This is a genomic window from Actinomadura vinacea (assembly GCF_039532545.1).
GTDB lineage: Bacteria > Actinomycetota > Actinomycetes > Streptosporangiales > Streptosporangiaceae > Spirillospora > Spirillospora vinacea.
The window spans coordinates 242,998-258,973 of the sequence record NZ_BAAARW010000024.1; the positions used below are offsets into that span (position 1 = coordinate 242,998).

Here is a 15,976-nt window from a genome sequence, read left to right on the forward strand (position 1 = left end):
ACGACAGACCGGAAAAGTCCGGCCGTCAAGAGCGGGACGACGGGCCCGCCGTCGAGGCGTGCGGGCTCAGGATGCGTTACGGCACGGCGGACGTGCCGCGCGGGTCCGGGGCGAGCGTCGCGGCCCGCCGAGAAAACGCCGTACAGCGTACAGTGTAGGCTCCTCTTTTCGAATCCCCCTCCCCCCTCTACGAACCGAAGGATCTTCGTGCTCTCCAGCCAGCAGGCCGGCGGCGGCCGCTCTTCCGATCATCGGGCCGCGGACGGCCACGACCTCATCCAGGTCCGCGGCGCCCGGGAGAACAACCTCACCGGCGTCTCCCTCGACATCCCCAAGCGCCGCCTCACCGTCTTCACCGGGGTCTCCGGGTCCGGCAAGTCCTCGCTGGTCTTCGACACGATCGCGGCCGAGTCGCGGCGGCTGATCAACGAGACCTACACCGCGTTCCTGCAGAACTTCATGCCGAGCCTGGCCCGTCCCGAGGTCGACGCGCTGCGCAACCTCAGCGCGGCGATCATCGTCGACCAGGAGCGGATGGGCGCCAACTCGCGCTCCACCGTGGGCACCGCCACCGACGCGCACACCATGCTGCGGATCATGTTCAGCCGGATCGGCACGCCGCACGTCGGCCCCCCGCTGGCGTTCAGCTTCAACGCGGCCGAGGGCATGTGCCCCGAGTGCGAGGGCCTGGGCCGGGCCTCCGAGATCGACGTCGACGAGCTGGTCGACCGGCGGCTGTCGCTGAAGGAGGGGGCGATCAAGGTCCCCGGTTTCGGCGTGGACACCTGGTACTGGCAGGTGATGGCCAACTCGGGCCTGTACGACCCGGACCGGCCGCTGCAGGACTTCACCGCCGCCGAGTGGGAGGACTTCCTGCACAAGCCCGCCACCAAGATCAAGATCGACCGGAGCAACCTCACCTACGAGGGCCTGGTCGTCAAGGTCCGGCGGATGTACCTCGCCAAGGACCGCGAGTCGATGCGCCCGCAGGCGCGCGCGTTCGCCGACCGGGCGGTCAAGCTGACCGACTGCCCGGCCTGCGGCGGTACCCGGCTGAACGAGGCCGCCCGCTCGTCCCGGATCGACGGCCGCACCATCACCGAGTGCTCGGCCATGCAGATCAGCGATCTGGCCGAGTTCGTCCGGACGGTCCACGCCCCCTCCGTCGGGCCGATGCTGGAGTCCCTGCGCGACACGCTGGACTCGATGGTCGAGATCGGGCTCGGCTACCTGAGCCTGGACCGCGAGTCCTCGACGCTGTCGGGCGGCGAGGCGCAGCGCGTGCGGATGGTGCGGCATCTGGGCTCCAGCCTCACCGACGTCACCTACGTCTTCGACGAGCCCACCGCCGGCCTGCACCCGCACGACATCCAGCGGATGAACGACCTGCTGCTGCAGCTGCGCGACAAGGGCAACACGGTGCTGGTCGTGGAGCACAAGCCGGAGATGATCGCGATCGCCGACCACGTGGTCGACCTCGGGCCGGGCGCCGGGACGGAGGGCGGCCGGCTCTGCTACGAGGGCGACCTGGACGGGCTGCGCCGGTCCGGTACGCTCACCGGCCGCTACCTCGACCACCGGGTCGAGCTGCGGGAGAAGACGCGTCCGGCCAACGGGCACCTGCGGATCGAGGGCGCCACGCTGCACAACCTCCAGGACGTCAGCGTGGACCTCCCCCTGGGCGTCCTCACCGTGGTCACGGGCGTCGCCGGGTCGGGCAAGAGCTCCCTGATCCACGGCTCGCTCCCGCACCGGGACGGCGTGATCGTCGCCGACCAGTCGCCGATCCGCGGGTCGCGGCGCTCCAACCCGGCGACCTACACCGGGCTGCTCGACCCGATCCGCTCCGCCTTCGCCAAGGCCAACGGGGTCAAGCCGGCCCTGTTCAGCGCCAACTCCGAGGGCGCCTGCCCGGCCTGCAAGGGCATCGGCCTGATCTACACGGATCTGGCCATGATGGCCGAGGTGGCGTCGGTGTGCGAGGAGTGCGAAGGCCGGCGTTTCACAGCCGAGGTGCTGTCGTACCGGCTGCGCGGCAAGAACATCAGCGAGGTGCTCGGCATGTCGGTCGCCGAGGCGCGCGAGTTCTTCACCACCGGGCAGGCGAACGCGATCCTGGACCGCCTCGACGCCGTCGGGCTCGGTTACATCGGCCTGGGACAGCCGCTGACCACGCTGTCGGGCGGCGAGCGGCAGCGCCTCAAGCTGGCCATCCACATGGCCCGGAACGGCACCACCTACATCCTGGACGAGCCCACCACCGGCCTGCACCTGGCCGACGTCGACCACCTGCTCGCCCTGCTGGACCGCCTGGTCGACGACGGCAACACCGTCATCGTCATCGAGCACCACCAGGCCGTGATGGCGCACGCCGACTGGATCATCGACCTGGGGCCGGGCGCCGGTCACGAGGGCGGGCGGGTCGTCTTCACCGGCACCCCGGCCGATCTGGTCGACACCGGGACGTCCCTGACCGCCGAGCATCTCCGCCAATACGTGCACCGCTCTTAGGGGCCCCTAGGACCCCTGGCAGGTCCTCCCTCCGGGGGACACGGCCGGGCTCAGGACCCGGCCGTGTCCCTGGACGCCCTGTAGTCCACGCAGCAGCGGACGAAGTCCCGGACGGCCGCGTCGCCGTCGGCGGCGGGTGACCAGGCGACACCGACCTGGCTGGGGGCGACACCGGTCACCGGACGGTAGGTGATGCCCGGACGGGCGTAGAAGCGCGCGGTCGATTCGGGGGCGAGGGCGACGCCGTAGCCGTTGGCGATCGCGTTCAGCCAGTCGTCGGGCTGGTCGGTGACGGCGCCGATGAGCGGGGCGCGGCCGTCGCGGGCGTCGGTGGCCAGCCAGTAGTCCCGCCACTCGCCGGTCTCGGGCGGGGCGGCCACGAACGGCTCGTCCCACAGCTCGCGGAAGGCGATCCGGTCACGGTCGGCGAGCGGGTGCGCGCTGGGGAGCGCCACCCAGCGGGGCTCGGTGAACAGCTTCTCCACGAGCAGCGCGTCCTGGCCGGGAAAGGGCAGCCGCAGCAGGGCGGCGTCGACCCCTCCGTCGGCCAGCCCGGCGGTCGGGTCGCCCCAGGACCCCTGCCGCATGTCCACCCGCCAACCCGGCCGGCGGCGGCCGAACGCGGCGATGATCTGCTGGGTGGCCTCGTTGGCGGCGCTGGCCAGGAAACCGACGCGCAGCACCCGCGCCGCCCGCCCGGCCGCGGCCCTGGTCTCCTGCAGCGTCCGGTCCCAGTCGGCCAGCAGCGCGGGCACCCGTTCGGCGAGGGCCCGGCCCGGTTCGGTGAGCGCCATCCCGGCCCGCGACCGCGTGAACAGCCGTACCCCGAGCAGGTTCTCCAGCTGTTTGATCTGCTTGGTCAGCGCGGGCTGGGACACGTACAGCCGCTCGGCGGCACGGGTCAGGTTCCCCTCCCCCGCCACGGCCGCGAAGTAGCGCAGCAACCGGGTGTCGACATCCATGCCACCAGGTTATGGATGCAGGTATTAGACGCGATTCCGGGGCTTGGCCAGAGTGGAGACCGCGGGCGGAGGAACCGCCCGCACCGCCCGCACCACCCGCATCCCACAACGGAACGCGAGGACGTCATGCCTCTTCTGCTGATTCGCTACCAGGTGGCCGAGAAAGGCGTCGCGGAGGTGATCCGCGCGACCGAGGCGACCTTCCAGGCCGTGCGGGACGAGCAGCCGGAGGGGATCCGGTACCTCTACCTGCATCGCCCCGGCGGCAACGAGTTCGTCGCCCTGCTGGAGCTGAACCAGGGCCTGGAGAACCCGCTGCCCGGCATCGAAGCGGCGCGCCACCTCCAGGCGACCGTGGCCCAGTGGGTCGAAGGGGGCGCCCCGACGCCGCAGCCGCTCGAGGTGATCGGCTCGTACGGTTTCACCCGATGACGGTCGCCTACGTCGTCATCACCGCCCTGACGATCCTGGTCAACGCCGCGGTCGCCGTCGCCGATCTGGCGGGGGCCCGGTTCGTCCGGGCCAACGCGGCGGCGGTGAACCTCCCGGAATCCTGGATTCCCGTACTCGGCCTGCTCAAGGGCGCCGGAGCCGCGGGGCTCCTGTTCGGACTGGCGGGTGTGCGGTTTCTGGGCATCGCCGCCGCGCTCGGGCTCGTCCTGTTCTTCCTCGGCGCCATCGCCGTCCATGTCCGCACCCGCGTCTTCCACAACATCGCCTTCCCCGGAGGCTGTTTCGCGTTGGCGAGCGCGTCCCTGGCCGTGGCCGTAGCGCAGTGAAACCTCCGACGCCAGGGGGCCGATGTCAGAATCGTCCCCACAGGACGCCGGCCCGGCCCGCCCGGTGGTAGACGCGGTAGCCGTTGCGTCCCGCCCACCTCTCGGCGGCTTCCCGCAGCACTGGTGATCCGGAGTTCAGGTAGGCGACGGCCATCGAGCGGTCGCCGAACCCGTCCAGCATCGCGACGAGCCCGGACTCCGATCCGCGCGCACCGACCTTGATCGCGAGGATCGGCAGCGCGCGGCACTCGCCGTCCCGGCGGGCCAGGCGCGCCAGGGCCGGGTTGAGGATCCGCGGCGGTTGCCTTACCAGCCGGTCGTAGAGGGGCCTGGCGCGTTCCTCCGCGCGCCAGGCCCCGTCGGCGGCCAGGCACCGGACGCCCTCGCGCAGCAGTTCCTCGGCCTCGGCGACCCGTGCCATCTCCGGCGGGGTCAGGCCCTCCTTGTTGCGCAGGTTCTCGTCCGCGCCGAACGCCCGCAGGTTCGCGACCGCCTCCAGCCGCCCGGCGTAGAAGGCGCGGTGCAGCGCGGTGTCGCCGCGCGGATCGGAGCGGTCGATCGGCACGCCCCTGGCCAGGCTGCGCCGCAGCCGCCCGGCATCGCCGGCGGCCGCGGCGGACAGCAGCGCGTCCACCTGCCGGGCTCGGCGGCGGCCCCGTATGCCGCCGAACCCGGACAGCGGCGGTACCGCCGGGACGCGCCGCCGGCCTCGCCTCCCCGAAGATCGCACGCCCGGCACGGTAGGCGGCCTGCCCCGGGACGGGTCCCCGTGGCCGCCGTCACACGTCCCGGCGCTGGACGACCAGCACTGCGACGACCACCGCCGCGAGCGTCCAGGCCCCGAACACGATCCACGCCTCGCCGGACTCCACCGGATAGCGGACCGGCACCGCCACATGGTGCGGCCGCGGGTTCTCCACCAGGGCCGACCAGGCCGGGAGCGGCATCGCGTTGCCGATCTCCTTGACCCACCGGTACGTCTCGCCCATGAAGAACCGCGGCAGCACCGCCAGCACCCCGACCACCGCCATGACGGCGCCCGCGCCGTGCCGGACCAGCGCGCCGAGGCCCAGCCCGACCAGGGCGGACAGCGGCGCGAGCAGCGCCGTCGCGGCGATCGCCCGCGGTGCGCCCGGCGCGTCGAACGGCAGCCCGATGCGCACCTGGTGGAAGATCGCCTGGGTCAGCGCGAACGAGGACACCGCCACCACCGTGCCGAACACCAGCGTCACCGCCGTGACCACCGCGGCCTTGGCCGCGATCACCTGGCGGCGGGCGGGCACGGCCGCGAACGTGGTGCGGATCGACCCGCTGCCGAACTCGCCCGCGACCGCCATCGCCCCCACCGCACCGCAAACGATCAGGAGGATGAGGTAGGCGTCCGGGATGAACGGGGCGTTCATCGGATCGATCGCCTGGCGCTGCTCCTCGGTGCCGTTCGTCTCGATCAGATGGACGTTGGAGCGGGCGGAGTTCGCACAGATCGCGATGATGGCCAGTGCACCGGTGAGCAGGACGGCGTAGGTCGAGCGCAGCGACCGCAGTTTGATCCACTCGGCGGCCGCGAGGGCGCCGAACCCGGCGCGCGGCTCGTCCCGGGACGCATCGCCGGCCGTCCCGAATGGTGCGGGCGCGGCCCGCTCGGGCGTGCTCGCCGTGCTCATCGCTCCTCCTCCGGCCCGGCTCCGCGGCCGGGCTCCGCCTCGGTCAGGAACTCGGCGCTGCCGGCGGTGAGTTCCATGAACGCCTGTTCCAGGGCCGAGCCGCGCGGTGTGACCTCGTGCAGCATGACGCGGTGCTCGTACGCCAGTTCGCTGATCCGGTCCGCGCTCAGCCCGGTCACCGTGCACGCCCCGTCCTCCTCGCGGTGGACGGTGGCGCCCGCGCCGGTCGCCAGCGCGGCCAGCGCCGCCGGGTCGGGCGTGCGGACGGTCACGCTCGGCCGGCTGGCGCGTGCGGCGAACTCCGCCAGCGGCTCCGAGGCGATCAACCGGCCGCGGCCGATGACCAGGAGATGGTCGGCGGTGTGCTCCATCTCGCTCATCATGTGGCTGGAGATGAACACGACGCGGCCTTCGGCGGCCAAGCCGCGCAGCAGCCCGCGCAACCACAGCACGCCCTCGGGGTCCAGGCCGTTGAGCGGCTCGTCGAACATCAGCACGGGCGGATCGCCGAGCAGCGCGGCGGCGATCCCGAGCCGCTGCTTCATCCCCAGCGAGAACCCGCCGATCCGGCGCCGCGCCACTCCCGCCAGGCCCACCTCGTCCAGGACCTCGTGGACCCGGCTGCGCGGAACGGCGTTGCCGCGGGCGAGTGCGGACAGGTGCGCCAGCGCGCTGCGCCCGCCGTGCACGTCGCCCGCGTCCAGCAGCGCACCGACGTGCCGCAGCCCCCGCGGCCGGCTCCGGAACGGGCGGCCGCCGACGGTGACGGTGCCGCCGGTGGGCGCGTTCAGCCCCAGGATCATCCGCAGGGTGGTGGTCTTCCCGGCGCCGTTGGGGCCGAGGAATCCGGTGACGACCCCTGGGCGGACGGTGAAGCTCAGCTCGTTCACGGCCGTGACCCGGCCGTAGCGCTTGGTCAGTTCATGTGCTTCGATCACCCCTCCACGCTGCCGGAACCGGCCCGGGCGGGGCATCGGACCACCGTTCCCATTCGGGCGCGGCCGATGTCGACCGTGGCTGTAGGCCCTCGGTCGGATGTGCCCGTCCCGAGCGGCCCATACGATCAGCGCATGGACCTCGCGCAGCCCGTCCCGCCGCTCCGGCGGTGGCCGCCCGGAGTCTGGACGGTCCTGGCGTGGCTGGCGGCGCTGGGGTACTCGTGGGCGGTGAGCGTCCGGCTGCCCGGCGAGGTGGAGGACTTTCGGTCCAGCAGACTTTTCTCCGATCTCCCCACCGGGCAATGGCTCTCCCTGGCGACGGCGGCGGCCACGACGCTGGCCGGCGGCGCGCTGCTGAGCCGCCGGCCGCTGGCCGCGCTGGCGCTGCTGCTCACCGCCGCGGTCAACATGTCGATGGCGCTGAGCTCGACGGAGATCACTTTCGAGCAGTTCCTCCCGGCCGAGATCGCGCTGTGGTACATCGCCATGACCCGCGGTCGCCGGACCTCGATCACCGCGGCCGCCCTCGCGCTCGGGACGCCGGCGGGGTACGTGGCCGTCCGGCTGCTGCTCGGCTACCCCATCGGCACCTCGACCGAGCTGGCCGTCGTGCTGACGGCCGTGATCGCCTGGCTGGTGGGCAACTCGCTGCGGCAGAGCCACGAGCACGCGCGGACCCTGCACGACCAGGCGATCACCGCGGAGCGGCTGCGCATCGCCCGCGAGCTGCACGACATGGTGGCGCACAGCATCGGCATCATCGCGATCCAGGCGGGCGCGGCGCGGCTGGTCATCGACACGCGGCCGGAGGGGGCGCGCGAGGCGTTGGGCAACATCGAGAGCGCGAGCCGGGAGACGCTGGCGGGCCTGCGCCGGATGCTCGGCGCGCTCCGCCGTGCCGAGGCGCCGCCCGCGGCGCTGGGCGCCGCGCCGGGGCTGGCCGCCGCGCCGGGGCTGGCCGACGTGCCGGGGCTGGCCGCGGCGACCTCGGCCGCCGGCGTGCACGTCGACGTGCGGTGGCGGGGGCGCCGCGACCCGCTGCCGCCCGAGATCGACCTGTCGGCGTTCCGGATCGTCCAGGAGGCGGTGACCAACGTGGTGCGGCACGCCGGAACCCGCCACTGCCGGGTGACGATCGACCTCGGGGACGAGGCGCTGTCGATCGAGGTCGTCGACTCCGGGCAGGGCGGCGACGGGCACCGTACCGGTACCGGGTACGGCATCGCCGGGATGCGCGAGCGGGTCGGCCTGCTGCACGGCGACTTCACCGCCGGGCCGCGTCCCGAGGGCGGATTCCGGGTGGCGGCCCGGCTGCCGTTGCCGGCGGGGGCGGGATGACGGTCCGGGTGGTGCTGGCCGACGACCAGCCGCTGGTGCGGGCCGGGCTGGGCATGGTCCTGGCCGACGCCCCCGACCTCGAACTGGCCGGGGAGGCGGGGGACGGTGCCGAGGCCGTCCGGCTGGTCCGCGACCTGCGGCCCGAGGTGGTCGTGATGGACCTGCGGATGCCCGGCGTGGACGGCATCGAGGCCACCCGGATCATCACGGCGGGGCCGGAGCCGGCGCGCGTGGTCGTGCTGACCACCTTCGACGACGACGATCACGTCTACGGGGCGCTGCGCGCGGGCGCGTCGGGGTTCCTGGTCAAGGACATGGCGCTGACCGACATCCTGGCGGCGATCCGGGTGGTGGCCGCCGGGGAGGCGCTGATCGCGCCGAGCGTCACCCGGCGGCTGATCGAGGCGTTCGCGGCCGGGCCGCCGTCCCCCGCCCCGCGGCACCTCCCGGGCGGCGTCGCCACCGGCGGCGTCACGGAGCGGGAACGCGAGGTGCTGACCCTGATCGGCGGCGGGCTGTCCAACGCGGAGATCGCCGACCGGCTGGTGATCAGCCCGGCCACCGTCAAGACGTACGTGACGCGGCTGCTGGCCAAGCTCGACGCCCGCGACCGCGTCCACCTGGTCATCCTCGCCTACGAGATGGGCCTGGTCTCCCCCTCCCGATGACCGCGCCCAGGGGCCGCGGGAACGGGATGGTTGGCGCGCAGGAGGGCGTGCGGGTCGTGCCGTGCTCTGAGCAGGGTGAGCCGCTCGAAGTCCTCCGGCGCGAACGCCGAACGGATCTCCTGCCCGTCGAGCGGGCCGAAGCTGAAGTTGAGGGAGCATCCCAGCGCCTGCCCGGCGAACGGCGCCAGGACGTCACGGTGGAAGTCGCGCACCGTTTCGGCCTCGCCGGGCTCCACCGGGGACAGGATCATCACCGCGTATGCGGCGTCCCGGTGGCCGACGGCATTGGCGGTACGCGGCGCGCGTGCCAGCGCGCCGCCCAGATGCCGCAGGCCCACCACGCCCATCACCGGCGCCGCGGGGCTCGCGGCCTTCACCAGCCCCGGCAGCGCCCCCGGGGCGAGGTCGCGCACCAGGAGGTTGCGCGAACGGTAGGCGTGCGGCTGGTCGGGCTCGTCGAACACCGTGCCGGACTCGGTGTAGGGAAGTTCGCGCAGCGTGTCGCGCAGGACCGGCCCGAGCGAGCGCAGCGGTTCCACCAGTGACCGCGCGTCGGCTTCGGTGCCGAGGAAAGCGATCTGGATCTGGGCGACGTGCCGCCCGCGCATCGGCTCGGGCAGGACCGGCAGGTCGGGGTAGGTCAGCATCGACACGGCCGAGGTCATCTCCTCGGGGACGGCGGCGGTCCAGCGCCGCCAGGCGTCCAGCACCTCGGGGACCTGCTCGACGTCGAAGAACAGGCCGCCGCCGTAGATCCGGTCGACCGGCATCAGGTCGATCTCCATGCCGGTGACGACGCCGAAGTTGCCGCCACCGCCGCGCAGCGCCCAGAACAGATCGGGATCGGACTCGGCCGTCACCTGGCGTTGCCGCGCATCGGGAGTGACCAGGTCAACGCGGCGCACGTGATCGGCGGCGAAACCGTACCGCCGGGCCATCAGGCCCACCCCGCCACCCAGGGTGTAGGAGACCGCGCCCACGCCGGGAAAGCTGCCCGACAGCGGCGCCAGGCCGTGCGGGGCAGCCGCCTCGATCACGTTCCGCCAGGTCGCGCCCGCCTCGACCCAGGCGGTGCGCTTCCCCGGATCGACCCGCACCCCGGACATGCGCCGGGTGCTGATCAGGACGCCCTCGGTGGGAGCGGCGAGGCCGTGCCCGCCGGCCTGCACCGCGACCGGGGCGTGGTGCGCGGCGGCGTACTCGACGGCCGCGCGGACGTCGTCCGCCCCCGCCGCGGCCACGATCACCGCGGGACGGTGCGGCTCCAGGAGCTGGAAGCCGATCCGCTCGCCGTCATATCCGTCGGCGCCGGGCACGTACACCGCTCCCCGCACGCGTCCGGCCAGTTCATCGATCGTCTCGTTCATACGGCCAACGCTAGGAGCCCCTGAGGACACATCTTGTCCTCAAGGGGATGGCATTCTGGACGGTGTGGACGCGGAACCGGAATCAGCGCGCAAGAACCTGCCCGGGCGGCTGCTGCGGCTGCTGTCACTGCTCCAAGGCAGGCGCGAATGGTCCGGCGCCGAGCTGGCCGAGCGGCTCGGCGTCACCGTCCGCACCGTGCGCCGCGACATCGACCGGTTGCGCGCCCTCGACTACCCCGTGGAGAGCACCACCGGCACCGCGGGGGGCTACCGGCTGGTCTCCGGCCGCGACCTCCCGCCGCTGCTGCTGGACGACGAGGAGGCGATCGCCGTCGCGCTCGGTCTGGTCACGGCCGCGGGCGGCAGCGTGGCCGGGATCGAGGAGAGCTCGATGCGGGCGCTGGCCAAGCTGGAACGGGTGCTGCCCGCCCGCCTGCGCCCCCGGCTGGCCGCGCTCGGCGGCGCCACCGCGGCCGTCCCGGCCCGCGGCGCGCCCCGCGTCGACCCGGCGGTGCTGGCGGTGCTGGCCTCGTGCTGCCGCGACCGGCGGGCGCTGGCGTTCGACTACCGGCCCCGGGCCGGGGACGCCACCGAGCGCCGCGTCGACCCGCACCACCTGGTCACCCACCAGGGCCGGTGGTACCTGATCGCCTACGACCCCGACCGGGCCGACTGGCGCACCTTCCGCGTCGACCGGATCGAGCGCCCCGTCCCCAGGCACGGCCGCTTCCTCCCGCGCGAGCTGCCGGCGCCGGACGCGGCCGCCTACCTCACCGCCTCGTTCGCCGGCGCGTCGTACCGGTACACCGCCCGGATCACGGTCGAACTGGGCGCCGACGCGGTGCGGTCCCGGTTGTTCGCCCACATCCCAGGGGACATAGAGGAACACGGACCGGACGCGTGCACGGTCCGCCTCAGCGCGGACTCGGCCGAGCTGGTGACCCAGTACGTCGCCGCGATCGCCGCCCTCGGTGCCGGCTGCGCCCTGGACGCCCCCGAAGAGATCACCGATCGGCTCCGCGCCCTCCGGACCCGCCTCCCGGCCTGAACCGGCCTCACTCTCCGGATTCGTACCGGGAGCGGTGGCGGGCCACGCCGGCGCCCAGCGCCTGACCGAGGTTGTAGGCCGGGGAACGGTGCAGGCTCTCGCGATCGTCGTCGTAGCGGCGCGTGGTCGCGGGATTGGCGTGACCGAGGAAGTCCTGGACCACGTGCAGGGCGTGGCCGTCCAGCAGGACGGTGGCCACGCCGTGCCGGATGCTGTGCGGCGACAACCGGTCGGCGCCCCGCACGCCCGCCGCGGCCGCGATACGCCGCACCAGCCGGAAGACGTACGGCTGATCGACATGCCGCCCGGTCCGCGTGGCGAACAACGGCTCCTCGGGCCGGACCGCGCCCCGTTCCCCCAGGTAGGCGTCGACGGCCTCGCTCGCCAGCGGAGGCAGGACGAACCGCTTGGTCGCGCCGCCCTTGACCGGAAGGTCGATCGTGCGGTGACCGGAGTCATGGCCGAGACCGCCCGCGGTGGTCTCGGTGACCGACCCGACCCGGCATCCGGTGGAGAACATCAGCGCCAGCAGCGCGAACGTCCGCTTCGACTCGCGGACCTGGGCGTAGGCCAGCATCCGCTCCATGTCGTCCGCGGAGATCCCCCGGGTGGTGGAGTACTGGCTCACCCGCGGCCGTTCCATGCCCGCGCCGAAGGGGTTGCGGGTGGCCGCCCCGGCCCGGTGCAGGTAGGCGTACCACGAGCTCACGGCCGACAGCCGCCGGGCACGTGTGGCGTCCTTCAACCCCTGGGCGCGCAGCGCCGCCGCGTACAGGTCCGCCTCGACATGGCTCGCATCGGTCGGATCCACTCCACGCACGATCACCCAGCTGATCCACCAGGCGACCTCACGGATGTAACCGGCCTGCGTGGCGGGAGAGGAACGGCGCTCACCCTGCAACCAGGCCGCGGTCGTCGCTCCCAGCTCTTCGATCATCCGCTCGGGCAGCCCGGCCGCGGCCCCGGCCCGCCGCAGCAGATCGGCGAGCTGGTGCGGGGTGCGAGCCGGAGCCGGTCCGCTCAGTACCGGCCCGCTCAGTACCCGCCCGCTCGCCGCCGGCACGCCGCCGGACGGGGACACGGCCACCTCGGCGCCACCGGCTGAGTCGTCCATGAAGCTCCCTCCCGCGAAGACCCAAATTATCGCCACGGCCGCTTCGGATCGTCTCCACCCGTCGCCCCCACCCCCTACGGGGGCGCGTTTAGGTGGCCATATGGGGGTTTCTCCCCTCTCCCCTCTGGGGAGCCCGCAGCATGCTGGTGGCAATGCGGGTTCTCTCCGCAGCATCTTCGTGTCAATGAGAGCCGGAACCATGTGCCAGCACCAACCACCCTGCCCACGAGCGAACGCACCTGATCATGATGCCGCGCGCCTCGTCGCCTACCACCCGGAACAGGGCTGGGGCCTGCTCTGCAACGGGATCGTGATCTTCGACGACTGCGGCGAGCTGCTGCCCGACGGGCGCGCCGTCCCCGCGGAGCGGTCGGACTTGTGCGTCGCGGCGGTGTGAACCGCCGTGATCCGGAAGGGAGTGTGGGTGACCGGGAACCGGCGCCACCGAAACCAGACATGCCCCCCTGCACCGGCGGGAACGTCCCGCCGGCCCACTGCCGGGGAACCGGGCGCCGCGACGGCACAGCCGCCGACCGTCGGGGCATCCGGTTCCCCTCCGACCAGGGAGCAACCGATGACCTACGGCCGTGAACGCTTTCCGCTTTGGGGCGGAGTGGCCACGGTGATGGTGGAGCGGCTCGACCGCCTCGGCGTGGCCCGGCGGGCCGTCGACCACGTGGTCGCCGACATCAACGCCGCCTGCGGCGTCTTGCGGGGCGACTCCGACCTGGCACGTGTCAACGCGGCCGCGGGTCGTCCTGTAAGGGTCGGAGCCACCTTCCAGGCGGTGCTATGGACGGCCCTGCACGCTTCCGAACTGACCAGGGGCCTGGTCGACCCCCTCGTGGGGACCCCTCGGGACGGAAGCAGCAGGACGATCCTGATCGACGAGCCGCCCGGGACGGTGAGGATACCCGCCGGGACGACCCTGGACCTCTGGGGCATCGGCACGGCGTTCGCCGCCGACAGGGCCGCCGAGGCCGCCGCCGGCCAGGCCGGATGCGGCGTGTGCGTCTCCTTCCCCGGCGCCATCGCGGTCGCCGGACCGATTCCTGACGCGGGCTGGCCGGCCCGAGTGGCCAACGGGCACGAAGGGCAGCGCGGCGAGTCGTTCCAGGGCCGGGACATCGTGCTGCGAGCCCCCGGCGGGCTGGCCACCTCCAGCCTGGCGTTGCCGGTTCGAACGGCGGAGGACGGGCGGGTCCTTCCCCAGCCGCTGGATCCACGGTCGATCGTGGGCGCGCATCGGCCCTGGCGGCTGGTCTCGGTCATCGCGCTCGGTTGCGTCGCCGCGCAGACGGCCAGCGTCGTCGCGCTCGCCTCCGGATACGACGCCGCCGCCTGGCTGGGATCCCGCGAGCTGCGGGCCCGGATGGTGCACACCGACGGCAGCGTCGCCACCGTCGGGAACTGGCCCGACGGCCGCGATCCGGTCGCCGTATCCCACGGCGCCCGGTGGAGGGAACCGGTTCCGCACCCCTCTGATCCGCGCTGATCTGCGGTGATCAGAGGGGTGCGGGCGGCACCCCCCGTCCGTCAGCCCTTCTGATCGCCGAGCGCGCAGGCGACCGCGCCGTCCAAGCTCAGCCTCGCCCCGGACCGGTAGGCCGCGGTGAACAGCCGCGCCCCCAGTTCCCGGCGGGCCTCGGCGTCGCAGTCCCGATGCGAGTGCGCGAGGGCCTGCAGCCCGAGCGGGGGGATGTCGACGGCCCGCCAGAGCCTGCTCGCCGCGCCCAGCAGCCGGGCGGCCCGCTCATGGCGGCCGTCCGCGCAGGCGGTCCAGGCGAGCGTCTCCAGGCACTGGATCAGCCCCCACTGGTCGCTGATCTCGGCCAGCATCGTGGCCGCCCGCCGCATCCTGGCCTCGGTCAGCCGCGGGTCGCCCTGCCGCCAGGCCGCGTACCCGAGAGTGATCAGGGCGTACGCCTGGAAGATCCGGGCCTGGTGCGCCTCGGCCAGCGCGAGGAGGTCCTTCCCCAGGGCGGCGGCCTGGTCCGGGCTCCGGGCGGCCACGCCGAAAGAGGCGGCGTAGTGCAGGTTGACGGCGACGGCATGCTCGTCGCCCCTGGCCCGGTGGCGGACGCGCGCGTCGCGCAGCAGCGCGAACCCGCGCCGGGCGTCGCCGCCGGACAGCGCCGCGATGCCGGCGGCCTGGAGGGCGAACGCCGCGGCCTGCTCGTCGCCGATGCGGTCGGCGACGAGCAGGCACTCGTCCGCCCGCAGCTTCGCCACGGCGAGGTCGTCCTGGTAGGCGGCGAACAGGGCTTCGACCCACAGGCCCATCAAGCGGGTGGAACCGGCCTGCGGCACCAACTGCACTCCGCGTTCCAGCCAACGCCGACCCTCGTTGAGGGAACCGGCGAGGAGCCAGGCCGCCCACAGCGAGACTGCGATCTCCAGACCCGCGGACGGGTCGGCCTGCCGGCGGATGCACAGGTCCAGCGCCAGACGCAGGTTGGGGATCTCCGCCAGCACCGCCCGGTAGCGATCGAACTGGTCGGAGACCAGCCGGTCGATCCGGTTCCGCTCGGCCAGCCGGCGGTAGTGGTCGCGATAACGCCGGTACAGCGCCGGCTCGTCGTCAGGGGCCAGCCTCTCGCGCCCGTAGGCGCGGAGGCTCTCCAGCATCCGGTACCGGACCCCGGTGTCGTTCCGGACGCTGATCAGGATGGACTTGTCGACCAGCCCGGCGAGCAGGTCGAGCACGTCCTCGGGCGCGATCCCGTTTCCCGAGCAGACCGTCTCGGCGGTCTCCAGGTCCACCCCGCCAGGGAACACCGACAACCTCGACCACAGCCGCCGCTCGCCGGGCGTGCACAGCCCGAAGCTCCAGTCCATGGTCGCGTACAGCGTCCGGTGCCGTGGCAGCGCCGAGGTGGTGCGGGTGGCGAGCAGGTCGAAACGCCGATCGAGTTCGCTCGCCAGCTCGTCCAGCGGCATCCTGCGCAGCCGCGCGGCGGCCAGCTCGATGGCCAGCGGGAGCCCCTCCAGACGCCGGGTCAGCCGGGCGAGGGCGGGGGCGGTCGCCGCGTCCACCGCGAATCCCGGCAGCACGCCGGCCGCCCGATCGGCGAACAGGCGCACCGCCTCGCTGCGCGCGACGCCCTGGAGGCCGGCACCGGCCGCCGGGACCTCGAGCGTGGGCACCACCAGCACCTGCTCTCCGCTCACGCCCAGCGCCTGCCGGCTGGTGGTGAGGATGCGCAGCCGGGACGCGCCGCTCAGCAGCCTCGCCGCCAGATCGGCGCATTCCTGCAGCAGATGTTCGCAGTTGTCCAGGACGAGCAGGAACCGCTTGTCGGCGAGGTGGTCCACCAGGGTCGGCATGGGCCGCCGCCCCGTGTCGCGCAGTCCCAGCGCGGCCGCCACCGTCGCCTCGAGCAGGCAGCCGTCCTCGACCGTGGCCAGATCAACGATCTCCACTCCGGCCGGGAAACGCGCCCGCAGCACGTGCGCCACCCGTCGCGCCAGCCGGGTCTTGCCGACCCCGCCCGCGCCGGTCAGGGTCAGCAGCCGTGTCCCGGGGAGCAGCCGCCGGACCTCGGACATCTCCCGCAGGCGTCCCACGAACGTGGAACCGTTCGCTG

The 15,976-nt window shown here is 73.4% G+C and carries 15 protein-coding genes; 8 read left to right on the forward strand and 7 right to left on the reverse strand.

Features of this window, described 5'->3' with window-relative positions:
- Positions 1-207: 207 nt before the first annotated feature.
- The gene (locus ABD340_RS32525; protein WP_344594194.1) at positions 208-2,511 is read left to right on the forward strand and encodes an ATP-binding cassette domain-containing protein; all 2,304 of its coding nucleotides are present in this window, start codon (positions 208-210) and stop codon (positions 2,509-2,511) included.
- Positions 2,512-2,561: 50 nt separating this feature from the next.
- On the opposite strand, the gene ABD340_RS32530 is transcribed toward ABD340_RS32525, so the two are convergent.
- Positions 2,562-3,473, reverse strand: a complete 912-nt coding sequence (locus ABD340_RS32530; protein WP_344594196.1) for a LysR family transcriptional regulator — start codon at positions 3,471-3,473, stop codon at positions 2,562-2,564.
- Between the two features lie 126 nt (positions 3,474-3,599).
- Between ABD340_RS32530 and ABD340_RS32535 the strand changes: the two genes are divergently transcribed.
- Both ABD340_RS32535 and ABD340_RS32540 read left to right on the forward strand, forming a co-directional pair.
- Positions 3,600-3,905: a hypothetical protein gene (locus ABD340_RS32535; RefSeq protein ID WP_344594198.1), complete on the forward strand. Its 306-nt coding sequence runs from the start codon at positions 3,600-3,602 to the stop codon at positions 3,903-3,905.
- On the forward strand, positions 3,902-4,252 hold the full coding sequence (locus ABD340_RS32540) for a DoxX family protein (protein ID WP_344594199.1): 351 nt from the start codon (positions 3,902-3,904) through the stop codon (positions 4,250-4,252). The genes ABD340_RS32535 and ABD340_RS32540 overlap by 4 nt, the downstream gene beginning before the upstream one ends.
- A gap of 25 nt (positions 4,253-4,277) precedes the next feature.
- Here the strand turns inward: ABD340_RS32540 and ABD340_RS32545 are convergent, their stop codons facing one another.
- From ABD340_RS32545 to ABD340_RS32555, 3 genes are read right to left on the reverse strand one after another with little or no spacing between them, the layout of a single operon-like run.
- A complete protein-coding gene (locus ABD340_RS32545; protein WP_344594201.1) occupies positions 4,278-4,982 on the reverse strand; it encodes an ankyrin repeat domain-containing protein in 705 nt (234 codons plus the stop codon).
- A gap of 49 nt (positions 4,983-5,031) precedes the next feature.
- Positions 5,032-5,916 carry an ABC transporter permease gene (locus tag ABD340_RS32550; RefSeq protein WP_344594202.1) on the reverse strand — a complete coding sequence of 295 codons (885 nt, stop codon included), beginning with the start codon at positions 5,914-5,916 and terminating at the stop codon, positions 5,032-5,034.
- Positions 5,913-6,854: an ABC transporter ATP-binding protein gene (locus ABD340_RS32555; RefSeq protein ID WP_344594204.1), complete on the reverse strand. Its 942-nt coding sequence runs from the start codon at positions 6,852-6,854 to the stop codon at positions 5,913-5,915. Before ABD340_RS32555 ends, ABD340_RS32550 begins: the two co-directional genes overlap by 4 nt.
- A 132-nt stretch (positions 6,855-6,986) precedes the next feature.
- Here ABD340_RS32555 and ABD340_RS32560 point away from each other — a divergent pair, with 132 nt between their 5' ends.
- Together ABD340_RS32560 and ABD340_RS32565 are read left to right on the forward strand one after the other, a co-directional pair.
- Complete coding sequence (locus ABD340_RS32560) at positions 6,987-8,192, forward strand: sensor histidine kinase (RefSeq protein ID WP_344594205.1); 1,206 nt, start codon at positions 6,987-6,989, stop codon at positions 8,190-8,192.
- Positions 8,189-8,860 (forward strand): response regulator, encoded by a 672-nt coding sequence (locus ABD340_RS32565; protein WP_344594206.1) that lies wholly within the window; start codon positions 8,189-8,191, stop codon positions 8,858-8,860. The genes ABD340_RS32560 and ABD340_RS32565 overlap by 4 nt, the downstream gene beginning before the upstream one ends.
- Here ABD340_RS32565 and ABD340_RS32570 read toward each other — a convergent pair.
- Positions 8,827-10,227: an FAD-binding oxidoreductase gene (locus ABD340_RS32570; RefSeq protein WP_344594207.1), complete on the reverse strand. Its 1,401-nt coding sequence runs from the start codon at positions 10,225-10,227 to the stop codon at positions 8,827-8,829. The two genes, ABD340_RS32565 and ABD340_RS32570, sit on opposite strands and share 34 nt — an antisense overlap.
- Before the next feature lie 64 nt (positions 10,228-10,291).
- On the opposite strand from ABD340_RS32570, the gene ABD340_RS32575 reads away from it, so the two are divergent.
- The gene (locus ABD340_RS32575; protein ID WP_344594209.1) at positions 10,292-11,275 is read left to right on the forward strand and encodes a helix-turn-helix transcriptional regulator; all 984 of its coding nucleotides are present in this window, start codon (positions 10,292-10,294) and stop codon (positions 11,273-11,275) included.
- 7 nt (positions 11,276-11,282) lie between these two features.
- Here ABD340_RS32575 and ABD340_RS32580 read toward each other — a convergent pair whose 3' ends face one another.
- The gene (locus ABD340_RS32580; protein WP_344594210.1) at positions 11,283-12,389 is read right to left on the reverse strand and encodes a tyrosine-type recombinase/integrase; all 1,107 of its coding nucleotides are present in this window, start codon (positions 12,387-12,389) and stop codon (positions 11,283-11,285) included.
- A 199-nt stretch (positions 12,390-12,588) separates the two neighbouring features.
- Between ABD340_RS32580 and ABD340_RS32585 the strand changes: the two genes are divergently transcribed.
- Positions 12,589-12,786 carry a DUF5999 family protein gene (locus tag ABD340_RS32585; RefSeq protein ID WP_344594344.1) on the forward strand — a complete coding sequence of 66 codons (198 nt, stop codon included), beginning with the start codon at positions 12,589-12,591 and terminating at the stop codon, positions 12,784-12,786.
- A 177-nt stretch (positions 12,787-12,963) separates the two neighbouring features.
- Complete coding sequence (locus ABD340_RS32590; RefSeq protein WP_344594212.1) at positions 12,964-13,884, forward strand: FAD:protein FMN transferase; 921 nt, start codon at positions 12,964-12,966, stop codon at positions 13,882-13,884.
- 41 nt (positions 13,885-13,925) lie between these two features.
- On the opposite strand, the gene ABD340_RS32595 is transcribed toward ABD340_RS32590, so the two are convergent.
- Positions 13,926-15,956 carry an ATP-binding protein gene (locus tag ABD340_RS32595; protein WP_344594214.1) on the reverse strand — a complete coding sequence of 677 codons (2,031 nt, stop codon included), beginning with the start codon at positions 15,954-15,956 and terminating at the stop codon, positions 13,926-13,928.
- Positions 15,957-15,976: the final 20 nt, after the last annotated feature.

Excerpts from the sequence above, each read along its gene's own strand:
- ABD340_RS32530 (WP_344594196.1), bottom strand. The coding sequence starts at position 3,473 with ATGGATGTCGACACCCGGTTGCTGCGCTACTTCGCGGCCGTGGCGGGG.
- ABD340_RS32535 (WP_344594198.1), top strand. The coding sequence starts at position 3,600 with ATGCCTCTTCTGCTGATTCGCTACCAGGTGGCCGAGAAAGGCGTCGCG.
- ABD340_RS32540 (WP_344594199.1), top strand. The coding sequence starts at position 3,902 with ATGACGGTCGCCTACGTCGTCATCACCGCCCTGACGATCCTGGTCAAC.
- ABD340_RS32550 (WP_344594202.1), bottom strand. The coding sequence starts at position 5,916 with ATGAGCACGGCGAGCACGCCCGAGCGGGCCGCGCCCGCACCATTCGGG.
- ABD340_RS32560 (WP_344594205.1), top strand. The coding sequence starts at position 6,987 with ATGGACCTCGCGCAGCCCGTCCCGCCGCTCCGGCGGTGGCCGCCCGGA.
- ABD340_RS32565 (WP_344594206.1), top strand. The coding sequence starts at position 8,189 with ATGACGGTCCGGGTGGTGCTGGCCGACGACCAGCCGCTGGTGCGGGCC.
- ABD340_RS32570 (WP_344594207.1), bottom strand. The coding sequence starts at position 10,227 with ATGAACGAGACGATCGATGAACTGGCCGGACGCGTGCGGGGAGCGGTG.
- ABD340_RS32580 (WP_344594210.1), bottom strand. The coding sequence starts at position 12,389 with ATGGACGACTCAGCCGGTGGCGCCGAGGTGGCCGTGTCCCCGTCCGGC.
- ABD340_RS32585 (WP_344594344.1), top strand. The coding sequence starts at position 12,589 with ATGTGCCAGCACCAACCACCCTGCCCACGAGCGAACGCACCTGATCAT.
- ABD340_RS32590 (WP_344594212.1), top strand. The coding sequence starts at position 12,964 with ATGACCTACGGCCGTGAACGCTTTCCGCTTTGGGGCGGAGTGGCCACG.